Origin of the sequence: Streptomyces botrytidirepellens, assembly GCF_003721215.1 — a bacterium.
Lineage (GTDB): Bacteria > Actinomycetota > Actinomycetes > Streptomycetales > Streptomycetaceae > Streptomyces > Streptomyces himastatinicus.
Genome location: NZ_RIBZ01000283.1, coordinates 21,441 through 33,926 on the forward strand (window position 1 = coordinate 21,441; position 12,486 = coordinate 33,926).

Annotated in this window: 13 protein-coding genes; 8 read left to right on the forward strand and 5 right to left on the reverse strand. The window is 72.6% G+C overall.

Annotated features, from left to right (window positions below):
• Positions 1–30: 30 nt before the first annotated feature.
• From EEJ42_RS23405 to EEJ42_RS23415, 3 genes are all read left to right on the forward strand, one after another.
• Complete coding sequence (locus EEJ42_RS23405) at positions 31–1,038, forward strand: ADP-ribosylglycohydrolase family protein (RefSeq protein ID WP_123102538.1); 1,008 nt, start codon at positions 31–33, stop codon at positions 1,036–1,038.
• An 86-nt stretch (positions 1,039–1,124) separates the two neighbouring features.
• The gene (locus tag EEJ42_RS23410; RefSeq protein WP_123102540.1) at positions 1,125–2,624 is read left to right on the forward strand and encodes a purine-cytosine permease family protein; all 1,500 of its coding nucleotides are present in this window, start codon (positions 1,125–1,127) and stop codon (positions 2,622–2,624) included.
• The gene (locus EEJ42_RS23415) at positions 2,621–3,628 is read left to right on the forward strand and encodes a PfkB family carbohydrate kinase (protein WP_123102542.1); all 1,008 of its coding nucleotides are present in this window, start codon (positions 2,621–2,623) and stop codon (positions 3,626–3,628) included. The genes EEJ42_RS23410 and EEJ42_RS23415 overlap by 4 nt, the downstream gene beginning before the upstream one ends.
• Here EEJ42_RS23415 and EEJ42_RS23420 read toward each other — a convergent pair.
• Positions 3,584–4,123: a DUF2165 domain-containing protein gene (locus tag EEJ42_RS23420; protein ID WP_123102544.1), complete on the reverse strand. Its 540-nt coding sequence runs from the start codon at positions 4,121–4,123 to the stop codon at positions 3,584–3,586. The genes EEJ42_RS23415 and EEJ42_RS23420 overlap by 45 nt on opposite strands.
• A 153-nt stretch (positions 4,124–4,276) precedes the next feature.
• Positions 4,277–5,386, reverse strand: a complete 1,110-nt coding sequence (locus tag EEJ42_RS23425; protein ID WP_342778317.1) for a cytochrome P450 — start codon at positions 5,384–5,386, stop codon at positions 4,277–4,279.
• Positions 5,387–5,593: 207 nt separating this feature from the next.
• On the opposite strand from EEJ42_RS23425, the gene EEJ42_RS51085 reads away from it, so the two are divergent.
• Positions 5,594–5,746 (forward strand): hypothetical protein, encoded by a 153-nt coding sequence (locus tag EEJ42_RS51085; RefSeq protein ID WP_184503224.1) that lies wholly within the window; start codon positions 5,594–5,596, stop codon positions 5,744–5,746.
• On the opposite strand, the gene EEJ42_RS23430 is transcribed toward EEJ42_RS51085, so the two are convergent.
• A complete protein-coding gene (locus tag EEJ42_RS23430) occupies positions 5,739–7,247 on the reverse strand; it encodes an MFS transporter (RefSeq protein WP_123102546.1) in 1,509 nt (502 codons plus the stop codon). The two genes, EEJ42_RS51085 and EEJ42_RS23430, sit on opposite strands and share 8 nt — an antisense overlap.
• 95 nt (positions 7,248–7,342) lie before the next feature.
• Here EEJ42_RS23430 and EEJ42_RS23435 point away from each other — a divergent pair, with 95 nt between their 5' ends.
• Positions 7,343–8,059 (forward strand): TetR/AcrR family transcriptional regulator C-terminal domain-containing protein, encoded by a 717-nt coding sequence (locus EEJ42_RS23435; protein ID WP_123102548.1) that lies wholly within the window; start codon positions 7,343–7,345, stop codon positions 8,057–8,059.
• A 22-nt stretch (positions 8,060–8,081) separates the two neighbouring features.
• Here the strand turns inward: EEJ42_RS23435 and EEJ42_RS23440 are convergent, their stop codons facing one another.
• Positions 8,082–8,744, reverse strand: a complete 663-nt coding sequence (locus tag EEJ42_RS23440) for a response regulator transcription factor (protein WP_123102550.1) — start codon at positions 8,742–8,744, stop codon at positions 8,082–8,084.
• 25 nt (positions 8,745–8,769) lie between these two features.
• Positions 8,770–9,984, reverse strand: a complete 1,215-nt coding sequence (locus EEJ42_RS23445) for a sensor histidine kinase (RefSeq protein ID WP_123102552.1) — start codon at positions 9,982–9,984, stop codon at positions 8,770–8,772.
• A 107-nt stretch (positions 9,985–10,091) separates the two neighbouring features.
• On the opposite strand from EEJ42_RS23445, the gene EEJ42_RS23450 reads away from it, so the two are divergent.
• The 3 genes from EEJ42_RS23450 to EEJ42_RS23460 all read left to right on the forward strand — a co-directional run bounded on the left by EEJ42_RS23450 (position 10,092) and on the right by EEJ42_RS23460 (position 12,463).
• Entirely contained in the window at positions 10,092–11,012 is a 921-nt protein-coding gene (locus EEJ42_RS23450) for an ABC transporter ATP-binding protein (protein ID WP_123102554.1), read from the forward strand.
• A 41-nt stretch (positions 11,013–11,053) separates the two neighbouring features.
• A complete protein-coding gene (locus EEJ42_RS23455) occupies positions 11,054–11,788 on the forward strand; it encodes an ABC transporter permease (protein WP_123102556.1) in 735 nt (244 codons plus the stop codon).
• A gap of 141 nt (positions 11,789–11,929) precedes the next feature.
• On the forward strand, positions 11,930–12,463 hold the full coding sequence (locus EEJ42_RS23460; RefSeq protein ID WP_246097285.1) for an EF-hand domain-containing protein: 534 nt from the start codon (positions 11,930–11,932) through the stop codon (positions 12,461–12,463).
• Positions 12,464–12,486 lie beyond the last annotated feature (23 nt).

Consider the following 12,486-nt stretch of genomic DNA (forward strand, 5'->3'; position numbering starts at 1 on the left):
GACAGCCCGTACCGACAACAGGAAGTCTTGATGAACCACCAGCACGACCGCGCACTCGGAGCCCTGTACGGCCTGGCCATGGGCGACGCCCTCGGCATGCCGACCCAGATCATGCCCCGGCGGTCGATCGTCGCCCGGTTCGGCGCCGTGACCGGGTTCGAGCCGGGCCCGGCGGAGAACCCGGTGAGCGCGGGACTGCCCGCCGGGTCGGTCACCGACGACACCGATCAGGCCGTCATCGTGGGACGGCTGCTGGTCGACGGCAACGGACACATCGACCCGCTCCGGCTCGCCCAGGAGTTGCTGGAGTGGGAGCGCGCCATGAAGGCCAAGGGCTCGTACGATCTGCTCGGCCCCTCCACCAAGGCCGCCCTGGAGGCCGTCTCGCGCGGCGTGCCGCCGGAGGAGGCGGGCCGGTCGGGGTCCACCAACGGCGCCGCCATGCGGATCACTCCGGTCGGCGTCGCCTTCCCCGACAAGCCGCTCGAATCCTTCGTCGACCACGTAGCGGCGGCCTGCCGGGTCACCCACGACACCACCCTCGGCATCGCCTCCGCCGCGGCCGTGGGCGCGGCGGTGAGCCGTGGCGTCGGCGGCGGCGGGCTCGAGGACGCGATCGCCGCGGGCATCACCGCCGCGGCGGCCGGTGCCGAGCGCGGCCACTGGGTGTACGGCGCCGCCATCGCGGCCCGTATCGAGTGGGCCGTGGACCTGATCCGCGGCCTGCCCGAGGAGCGGGCCCTGGACCGCATCAGCGACCTCGTGGGCACCAGTGTGGCCAGCCAGGAGTCGGTGCCCGCCGCCTTCGCCGTACTCGCCCTGGCCGACGGCGAACCGTGGCGCGCCTGCCTCCTGGCGGCGAACCTCGGCGGCGACTGCGACACCATCGGTGCCATCGCCGGTGCGATCGCCGGATCCCTCAGCGGCGCCTCGGCCCTCCCCGCCGACGCGCTCACCACCCTCCGTTCCGTCAACGGCCTCGACCTGGAGCCGCTGGCCACCTCCCTCCTCGCGCTGCGGGCCGCCGCAGCCGGGTGAACCACCTGCCGCATCCGTGCCATACGCCCGGTCCCCGGGGCGGCGCGGACGGCTCGCAGTCCCCGCACAGAAAGACAGGTACGACCATGGCCGCTTCGCAGGACGACCGCGTCGGCGCGGTGGAGACACGCGGCATCGAGCCGGTGCCCGACACCGAGCGCCACGGCCACCCCGGGCAGATGTTCTGGACGTGGTTCGCGGCGAACATCAGCATTCTGGGGCTGCCGCTCGGCGCCGCCCTCGTCAGCTTCCGCGGCCTGAACATCTGGCAGGCGGTCATCGTGGCCGTCATCGGCTCGTTCGGCTCGTTCGCCCTGGTGGGCGCGTTGAGCATCGCGGGCAAACGAGGCGGCGCGCCCGCCCTCACCCTCTCCCGCGCGGTGTTCGGGGTGCGCGGCAACGCGGGCCCCACCCTCATCACCTGGCTGAGCCGTCTCGGCTGGGAGACCATCAACACCACCACGGCGGCCTTCGCCCTGCTGGCCCTGCTCAACGTGGCCTTCGGCGTGCGCCAGAACGCCGTCCTCACCGTGGTCTGCCTGCTCGTCTTCATCGGCTGCACCCTGCTGATCAGCGGTCTCGGCCATGCCACCATCATGTGGATCAACAAGTGGGCCACGTACGCCTTCGGTGTGCTCAACCTCGTCGTCATCGCCTTCCTCGCGGCCACCGTGGCGTGGGACAAGGTCTTCCAGGCCCCGGCGGGCCCGGTGAGCGCGATGGTCGTGGGCACCGGGATGATCGCCGCGGGCACCGGGATCGGCTGGGCCAACGCGGGCGCGGACTACGCCCGTTACCTGCCCCGACAGATCCCCGGCCGCAGGCTGGTGGCCGCCTCCGCGTTCGGCGCGGGCATCCCGCTGGTCGTGCTCATCTCGCTCGGCTCGCTGCTCGCGGCGGGGCAGCCGGACCTGGCCTCGGCCGCCGACCCGGTCTCGGCCATCAACGCGATGCTGCCGTCGTGGATGTCGATCCCGTATCTGATCGCGGCCTTCGGCGGTCTGCTGCTCTCCAACCACCTGTCGGTGTACTCCGCCGGGCTCACCATGATCACCCTGGGGATACGGGTCCGGCGCACCGTGGCCGTCGGGCTGGACGTGGTCGTCACCTTCGCGGGCGGCATCTACTTCATCCTCATCGCCAAGGACTTCTACGGGCCGTTCATCACCTTCCTCACCCTCCTGGCCGTGCCGATCACCGCCTGGGTCGGGGTGTTCGCGGTCGACCTGATGCTCCGTCGGTCCTACGACCGCGTGGCGCTGATGGACGTGAGCCGCACCAGCCGCTACTGGTTCCGGGGCGGTGTCCGCTGGTCCGCGCTGACCGCGTGGGTGGTGGCCATCGTGGTGGGGCTGCTCTTCACCGAGGCCGCCACCAGCTCGACCGACGTCTGGTTCGCCGGACCGCTCTCCGACACCTGGATCGGCACCAAAGGGCTGGGGTGGGTCGTGACCCTCGCCCTCGCCGCGGGCGTCTACGCGCTGCTGCGGCGGCTGGGCGGCGCCACGGCAGGTGCCGACGAGACGTCCGAGCCGCCCCTGTCCCCGCACACGCTGCCCGAGCCGACCGCACAGGAGACGGCGTGAGCGGCGCGGACAGCCGGTTGGTGCTGCTCGGCAACGCCATCGTCGACCTGGTGATGCGGGTCCCCGCGCTGCCCGAACGCGGTGGCGACGTGGTCGCCACGGACACCACCTTCGTCACCGGCGGCGGCTTCAACGTCCTCGCCGCCGCGCGCCGCCTCGGCATGCCCGCCGTCTACGCCGGAGGCCATGGCTCGGGGCCGTTCGCGGACCGGGTGCGCGCCGACCTCGCGCGGGAAGGCATCGAGGTGCTGCTGCCCCCGCTGCCGGACACCGACACCGGCTTCTGCGTCGCCCTCGTCGACGACGACGGCGAGCGGACCTTCGCCACCAGCCTCGGGGCGGAGGCCCGGCTGACCGGGGCCGACGCGGCGGCGGTGCTCGCCGCGCTGCGGCCCGGCGATCTGGTGCAGATCTCCGGGTACGGGCTCGCCCACCCGGCGGGCGGCCCGGTCCTGGCCGGGCTCATCGCGCAACTGCCCCCGGACGTACGGGCGTTCCTCGACCCGGGGCCGCTGGTCTCCGACATCCCCGAAGACCTGCTGCGCACGGCCCTGGCGCGCTGCGACTGGATCAGCTGCAACCAGCGCGAGGGGCGGCTGATGACCGGTCTGGACGACGCCCGGCGGACCGCCGCCGCGCTCGCCGCCCGGCTGGGCCCGGAGACCGGGGTGCTCGTCCGGGCCGACGCGGCCGGGTGCTGGCTCGTACCGCCCGGCGGCGAGGCCGTGCACGTCCCCGGCCGTCAGGTGACCGCGGTCGACAGCAACGGCGCGGGCGACGCCCACACCGGCGCGTTCCTGGCCCTCCTCGGTGGCGGGCTGGATCCGCTCGACGCCGTACGCGGCGCCAACGCCGCGGCCGCCTTCGCGGTCACCCGCCGCGGGCCCGCCACCGGGCCGACCCGCCGCGAGCTTCTCGGCTTCCTGGACGGCGACGCCTCCGCCGCCCCGGCGCTCCGGTCAGTCCTCGGTGCGGGGCTCGGCTCGCCCGGCCCGCTCGGCTGAGGGCAGGTGCGTGAGCACCAGGACGATCCCGGAGAGCAGGAAGACGCGCGTGGCGGCGTCCAGCCCGTTCCAGCTCTTCGACTGCCACATGGAGAACCACTCGCCGCCGATGGCGATGAACCCGGCACCGAACAGCAGCATCAGCATCAACAGGCCCACGGTGCCCGCCCGGCGGGCCCGGCGGATGCCACTTCCGTTCTCGCTCTCGCGCAGGCTCATACCCCACAGGGCCGTCGCGGCCAGGAGGACGAGGGCGGCGAGGGTTTCCCAGACGATGATGGCGACGTAGGCGGCGTCCTGGAGGGCGGTCGACTCGATCGCCCGCCACATCAGGTCCTCGTCCTTGAACGTCGTGTCCATCGCCAGGACATGCCGCACGAACTGCTGGTTGGTGCCGAAGTCGGTGATGTTGCCGAACGCGACGAGCGCGATGTACAGCGCCATCGTTCCGGTGAGCACCGCCGATACGGCGGCCAGGGTGCGGGGCGAACGCAATCCGTCTGGTCGCTCGCTCGCCACGTCTTCTCTCACCACGGCCACTTTTCCTCCCCCTGGATCCCCCTGGACCCTGCGTGATCCCGCTGATCGTGCTGGATCATCCACCATGCACGGGAGAACAGTCCAGCGGCGGTACGTGTTCCGCCGCCGCTACCACACCACCGGAACCCGCTCGAAGCCTCCCGTGAGCTGCCCCTCGCGCCGCACCAGCTCGGCCGATGGAACCGCCAGGTCGAGCCCGGGCAGCCGCTCCAGCAGGATGTCCAGGGCGGCCTGGAGTTCGGCGCGGGCCAGCGCCTGACCGACGCAGGAGTGCGCACCGGCGCCGAAGGAGATGTGCCGGTTGGGGGAGCGGCCCAGGTCCAGTGCGTCCGGCTCGGGAAACATCCGCTCGTCGCGGTTGGCCGCGTCGATGACCGAGAGCGTGGTGCTGCCCTTCGGGATCACCTCACCGCCCAGTTCGAGGTCCTCCGTGAGGTAACGCGGCATCCCCGGCCCCCGGTTGACGTCGAAACGCAGCAACTCCTCGACCGCGGTCCGCACCAGCGACCGGTCCTCCACCAACCGCCGCCACCGGGACCGGTCGTCCAGCAGGACCGGCACGAGCTTCCCGATCGCGCTGGACGTCGTCTCGTGGCCGGAGACCGTCAGCCCCCGCGCGATCTGCACCAGGACCGCATCCGGCAGAGGCCGGCCGGCGGCGTCGGTGATCCCGATGACCTGGCTGATCAGGTCGTCCCCCGGCGCGCGCCGCTTCCGGGCCACGTGGTCGCCCAGATACGCCATCAGGTCCTCGCGCGCGGCGGCGATCTCCCGCTCGCCGTAGCGGTCCGCGCCGTACAGGGTGCCCGACCAGTACGCGAACCGGTCCCAGTCCCGCTCCGGCACGCCCAGCAGGACGCCGATGACCCGCACCGGCAGCGGATCCGCGAACCCCGCCATGAGATCCGCGGGCCTCGGACCGGCCTCCATCGCGTCCACCAGGGCATGCCCGATGTCCGCGATCCGCGGCCGCAGCGCGGCCGCCTGCTTACCGGTGAGCACCCGGCCCAGCAACCGCCGCCACAGCTCGTGCTGTTCGCCGGTGCCGCCCGGATCCCGCGCGAAGCGCGGATCGGACAGCATCGCGTGCACATCCGCGTACCGCGTCAACACCCGCACCGGCGCCCTGCCCGACCGCAGCGCCACCTCCGGCACCGGACACCCCTCCGCCCGCAGCGCCGCCCACTCCTCCGGGGGCTCCAGGGGATGCTTCGACACATACGGGAAGGCCCCCACGGGACACCCTGCTCCCGCCACTTCCGCGTCCCCCACCGAACCCCTCCTGAGCTGCACGACAGTCGGCGAACACTTACGGTCGTAGCAGCGTACGCCCGCGTGCGGTCCCCGTCGCACCGGGGAACCGGGCGGTCACGGAAACATCAACAAGTCTCTCCACACACCGACTTGTTGTCGTATGTTGAGCGAATGAGCCCACGAGACCTGAAACCCGGACCCCCGTTCACCTCAGTCGGCAAGGTGGACAGCGCGCTGGCGATTCTGATCATCATCGGTATCGCCTTCGGGATGTTCTGGCTGGTCTCAAGCCTCGCCTCGTCCTACATAGGATTCTTCACCTGATGCGGACACCGCCGCCCGACCGGTGCGGTGGGCGCGGCCCCGGCAGGGCGAGGAACGCCACGGTGGCTCCGGACAGGGCGGCCACCACCCCGAGGGTCATGGTGAGGGACTGGGCGTCGACGAAGGCCGTACGGGCCGACTCGGCCAGGGCGCTCCCGCCCGCGCGGTCCTTCGCGTACGACAGCGTCGCCCCGAGCGAGGACGCCGCGTGGTCGGGCAGGCCGTCCGGCAGGGCGCCCCGGTAGGCGGTGGCGAGCAGACTGCCCAGACCGGCCACCCCCAGCGCGATGCCGAGTTGCTGGTGGGTGTCGTTGAGCGCGGAGCCCATCCCGGCCCGCTCCGGGGGCACCGCACCGAGCACGGTGCTGGTGGCCGAGGGCCCCGCGACACCGGATCCCACACCGGCCAGCGCCAGCCCGGCGCACACCGCCCCGTAGCCTTCGCTTTCCGGCAACAAGGCCAGCACCGCGAAACCGGCCGCGGTGACGGCGAATCCGGCCACGATGCAGGCCCGCGCCCCGAACCTGGCCGGTGCCCGGCCACCCACCGCCGAGCCCGCGACCACTCCCGCCGCGAGCGGCACGGCCGCGAGCCCGGTCTCGAACGCGCCGTAGTCCAGCACCAGCTGGAGATACTGGCTCAGGATGAAGAGCGTGCTGCCCGTCGCGACCGTCATCACCGCCACCGCGAAGCTGGCCCCCGAGAACCTCCGGTCCCGGTACAGCCGCAGGTCGACCATCGGCACCGGCGAGCGGGGCTGCCGTACGCCGAAGGCGACGAGCGCCGCCACCGCCACCAGCGCCCCGGTCAGCACAGCGGGGGAGGCGTACCCCTGCGCCGGGGCCTCGATCAGGGCCCACACCAGGCCGGTCATCCCCACGGTGACCAGCACGGTGCCGGGCAGGTCCAGCCCCCGCCCGTGGCGTGCCCGCGTCTCGGGCACCAGCCGTACGACCCCCACCAGGGCCAGCGCCACCACGGGGACGTTGATCAGGAAGACCCCGGCCCAGCTCCACGCGTCGACCAGCGCACCACCCAGCAGCGGCCCGGCGGCCATGCCCACGGACGCGACCGCGCTCCACACCGCGAAGGCCCGCGGGCGCTCCCGCTCGGGGAACACCGCGACGAGCACCGCGAGCGTCGCGGGCATCACCAGCGCCGCGCCCACGCCCATCAGGGCCCGCATCGCGATCAGCCACCCCACCGAGGGGGCCGCCGCGGCGAGCGCCGACGCCCCGCCGAAGACCAGCAGCCCCACGACGACGGTGCGCCGCCTGCCGTACCGGTCGGAGAGCACCCCCGCGGTGATGAGGAGCCCGGCGAAGACCACCACATAGGCGTCGATCACCGCTTGTAACTGCCCTGTTGAGGCCGCGAAGGCGTCGCCGATGGCGGGCACCGCGACATGCAGGACCGTGTTGTCGATGACGATCACGAGCAGGGCGGCGCACAGTGCCACCAGGATCGCCCACCGCCGCGCATGACCTTCTTCGTCGCTCATGGTTCTCCCTCATCCCTTTCCCCTACAGTGTTGGAGTGCCTCCAACACTGTAGGGGAAAGGGAAGGGTGGCGGCGGCGAGATAGGCTGCGGCCTCGTGAGCGGGAACCAGGGAAAGAAGACGCGCGAGGACGCACCGGGATCGGTGTGGTTCCGCGCGGAGAAGTCCTCCCGCACAGGACCCCAGCTGTCGCACGAACGGATCATCGCCACCGCCGTCGAGCTGCTGGACCGCGACGGGGTGCAGAAACTGAGCATGCGTCGGCTCGCGGAGCGGCTCGGTGCCCACGCGACCAGCCTCTACTGGCACGTGGCCACCAAGGACGACCTGCTCGATCTGGCCCTCGACGCGGTCTTCGGCGAACTCGACCTCCCCGACGAGCACAGCGCCGTCTGGCAGGACGACATCGAGGCGTTCATGACCGGGCTGCGGTCCGTGCTGCTGCGGCACCCGTGGGCCGCTGCCCTGGCGGGCTCCCGCCCCCTCATGGGCCCGAACGCCCTGCGGTCCTCGGAGTTCGCGTACACCGCGCTCACCACCGGCGGTTTCGAAGGGGTGCACCTGTCGTCCGCCGCCGCCACCCTCACCCACTATGTGCTCGGCTCCGCCTCCTCCGAAGCGGTGTGGCGCGAGCGCTCCGACGAGGCGGCCACCCGCTCGGCCGTGGACGCCCACCTCCGCGCCCACATCGACGCATACCCCACCCTCGCGGGCCACTTCCCGCTCCTCGACGAGGACGACTGGGACGCCCACTTCCACCGCGGGATGCGGCTGTTGCTGATCGGCCTCACCTCGCCCGAGGCCCGCGGCTGACGGGCTGGGCCCCGCTTCCGGATCAGCCGCCCGGCGACACGAAGCCGGACTCGTACGCGGCGATGACCGCCTGGGTGCGGTCCCGCGCCCCGAGCTTCGCCAGTACGGAACTCACATGCGACTTGACGGTCTCGGTGCCCACCACCAGGCGCGCCGCGATCTCCGCGTTCGACAGTCCGCGGGCCACCAGCCGCAGCACGTCCCCCTCCCGCTCGGTCAGCGCGGCACGCTCCAGGGCCGCCCGGCCCTCGGCGCTGCCGTCGGCCTCACCGTACGCGGCGGCCAACTGGCGTACCGCCGCCGGGAACAGCAGCGAGTCGCCCTCGGCCACCAGCCGCACGGCGTGCACGATCTCCGCCGGGCGCGCCCGCTTCAGCAGGAACCCATCGGCGCCCGCGCGCAGCGCCCCGTACACGTACTCGTCGTTCTCGAAGGTCGTCACCACGATGATCTTCGGCGGGTCCGGCACCGTGCGCAGGACGGTGCGGGTGGCCTCGATGCCGTCCATCAGCGGCATCCGTACGTCCATGGCGACGACATCGGGCCGCAGTTGCCGCACCAGGGGGATCACGGCGGCACCGTCGGCCGCCTCGCCCACCACCTCGATGTCCGGTTGCGCCTCCAGCACGGCGCGCAGGCCCGCCCTCACCAGAGGCTCGTCGTCGACCAGGAGAACGGTGAGCATCCGCCCAGCATAGGCGGTGCCTTGATCACCGCAGCGGCAGATCGACGTGGACCAGCCACTGACCGCCGTCCGGCTCGGTCCGGGCCTTCCCGCCGAGCAGCGCCGCGCGCTCACGGATCCCGCGCAGCCCGCTGCCACCGCCCGTGACGGCCAACGCCGCCGCCGCGGACAGGGGGTTGCGCACCTCCAGCCGCAGCCGCGCCTCGTCCACGGCGATGCGGACGCGGACGGGGACGGGACCCGCGTGCCGCAGCACATTGGTCAGCGCCTCCTGGAGGATCCGGTAGCCCTCGCGGGACACCGGGCCCGGCACCCGCTCCAGCGGACCGGTCACCTCGGCGTCGATCCGCGCCCCCGAGGACCGGGCGGAGTCCAGCAGGCGGCCCGCGTCGCCGAGCGCCGGGCGGGCGCCGGGCGGCCGCGCCGTCTCGCGCAAAACCATCAGAACCCGTTCCAGATCCTCCAGCGCGGCCCGCCCCGACTCCTCGATGGTCTCCAGCGCCCGATCGGTGAAGTCCGGGTCACCGGCCGCCCGGGCGGCCCCCGCCTGCACCACGGCCAGGGTGAGCGCGTGGCCGAGGGAGTCGTGCAACTCCCGTGCGATGCGGTTGCGTTCCAGCAGCCGTTCGGTACGTTCCTCCAACTCCGCCAGCCGTTCCCTGGGCGACGGGCCGAGCAGGCGCCGGGCGGCCTCCGCCATGAGGGCGCCCGCCCCGGCGGCCAGGGTGATCAGCACCAGCAGGGGAACCGGTATCAGCAGGACGTACGCCCAGCCCGTGCCGGACACCCGCAACGGCGTGTCGCCCACGGCGGGCTCCCCGGCGGCCGCCCCGGCCAACGACAGGGACAGGGCCATCAACTGTCCCGTCACCAGCGCGACGGCGAGCCCCGCCTCCAGGCGCAGCACGAGCCAGGCGCCCGTCCTGGCCCGGTCGCTCCACGAAGCGGACGGAGCGGCCGAGACCCCCGGATCCTCCTCACCGGGCACGCGCGCGTGCGGCCCGGGAAACAGCATCAGCCGCGCCTGGAGCCCCTCCGCCCGGCGCGTCTCGGGCACCACGGCCGCCGCCAGGACCAGGGGGACCGGCAGGACCGCGATCACCGCCCAGTCGGCCGCCGACGGACGGGTCAGCCCCGGATAGATCATGGCGCAGACGAACGGCACGATCGACCCCACCAGCAGATGGAGCCAGCGGGTGTAGGTGACCGCACGCGTCAGCGGCAACAGGAGGCGCGGCATGCGGTCATCGTGGCAGAGCGGGCGGGGCGGCGGCTCCCCCGCGCGGGGGAGACGGTCTGCTCCGGCGGGGGATGCCCGCCCCCGGCCGCCCGGCCAGGCTTGACGCCATGACCACCATCGACGTGCACGACCTGACGAAGGAATACGGCAGCACCCGGGCCGTCGACCGGCTCACGCTGAGCGTCGAACCGGGCCGGGTCACCGGGTTCCTCGGCCCCAACGGCGCCGGAAAGTCCAGCACCATGCGCCTCATCCTCGGCCTCGACCGCCCCACCTCCGGAACGGCCACCATCGGCGGCCGCCCGTACGCGACACTGCGCGAACCCCTGCGCACGGCCGGGGCGCTGCTCGACGCCCAGGCGGCCCACGGCTCCCGGACCGCCCGCGACCATCTGCGCTGCCTCGCCGTCAGCAACCGCCTTCCGGACCGCCGCGCGGACGAGGTGCTGGAGGAGACCGGTCTCGCCACCGTGGCGGGCCGCCGCATCAAGACCTTCTCGCTGGGCATGCGCCAGCGCCTCGGCATCGCCACCGCACTCCTCGGCGACCCGCCCGTGATCCTGCTGGACGAGCCCGCCAACGGCCTCGACCCGGAAGGCATCGTCTGGATCCGCCAGTTGCTGCGCAGACTCGCCGAGGAGGGACGCACCATCCTGGTCTCCAGCCACCTGATGAACGAGACCGCCACCTACGCCGACCACCTCGTCGTCCTCGCCCGGGGCCGGCTCCTCGCCGACGTCTCCATGTCCGACTTCATCGAGCAGCACAGCCAGGCGCGGGTACGGGTGCGCGCGGGCGACCCCGCCCGGCTGCGGGCCACGCTGCTGGGCGACGGCTACACGGTCCTGGGCGACGAGGACGGCGGCTGGGTGGTCGAGGGCGCGAGGGCCGAGCAGGTCGGGGCCGTCGCCGCCCGCGAGGGCATCCCGGTCCTCGAACTGGCCGATGAGCGCGCCTCGCTGGAGCAGGCCTACCTCGCCCTCACCGCGGACGAGGCGGAGTTCGCCGCCTCGTTCCCGACCACGTGACGTCCCTGATTTCTCCGACCACCTGAACAGGAGGCCCGACCATGTCCGTCACAGCGGTGCTGCACTCCGAGTGGCTCAAGATCAGATCCATTCGGGCGAGCTTCGGCTCCCTCATCGCGGTCTTCGCCGCCACGCTCGCCATCACCGTGCTGGTCTACGCCACCGTCGGCAAGGCAGAGCTGGACGACAGCGAGGACCACGTCTTCGACGCCTTCTACGGGATCAACTTCGCGCAGATCGCCGCCATCTCCTTCGGCGCCACCGCCGTCTCCTCCGAGTACGCGAACGGCGCCCTGCGGATCTCCCTGTCGGCCGTCCCGATCCGGGGCCTGTTCTACGCGGCCAAGACGGCGGCCGTGGCCGGTGCCGGTCTCGCCGTGGGCCTCGCCACCGCCTTCGCCACCTTCTTCGCGGGCCAGGCGTTCCTGGGCGAGGACGCCATCGGCCTCGGCGAACCGGGGGCGCTGCGGGCCTGCGTCGGCGCGGGGATCTACCTCGCCCTGATGGCCCTGTTCGCCGCGGGACTCACCTTCCTGCTGCGCAGCGCCACCGGGGTGCTGAGCCTGCTCATCCCGTTCATCCTGATCGTGGGCTTCGTGGTCGGAGACATCGCCGGGAGCGCCGCCGACTATCTGCCGGACCGCGCCGGACAGCAAGTGCTGCACCAGGTCCCGGAGGGGAGCGTCGGCCCCTGGACGGGCCTCGCGGTGACGGCGCTGTGGGCGGCGGCCGCGCTCCTGGCCGGGTGGCAGGCCGTGCGCCGACGCGATGCCTGAACGTCACGTATGAGGCGCGTTTTTCACTCCAAAGAGAATCCATGACGGGTGAATTCTCCCGGCGCCTCTCGGTAATCTTTCATGCGCTTCGGAAAATATTCGAGGCGCGGCGGACTGTCGGCACTGGAGGGTGGGGACCGCATGGGCGCACTACTGGACCAGAAGTATGAAAAGCTGTTCGCCTTGCTGGACGCTAATGGCGACGGTGTGATCGCCGAAGACGACTTCGAACTGATGGGCGGCCGTGTTCTGGCCGCCGTCGGCGAGGAGCGCACGGCGGCCAAGGGCAAGGAATACGCCGACGCGTTGATGACGTACTGGCGGGCCCTGCGCGAGACCGCCGACGCCGACGGCGACGGCCGGATCGACAAGGGCGAGTTCCGTCAGGCCCTGCACCAGGTCAGCGACCACTTCGAGTTGCTGATCGGCCCGCTCTACAGGGCGGGCTTCCACCTCGCCGACCGGGATGACGACGGCCTGGTCGGCAGGGAGGACTTCGTCGCGGTGATCTCCGCCGTCGGGGTCCCCGAGGCGGAGGCCGGGGCGGCCTTCGACCGGCTGGCCGAGCAGGGCGGTCAGCTGACGAAGGACCAGCTGATGACCGCCGCAGCGCAGTTCTACCGCGACGAGGACCCGGCCAACTCGGCCAGCCATCTGCTCTTCGGCACACTGTGAGCTGAGTCCGCGGCGGGCGGGGG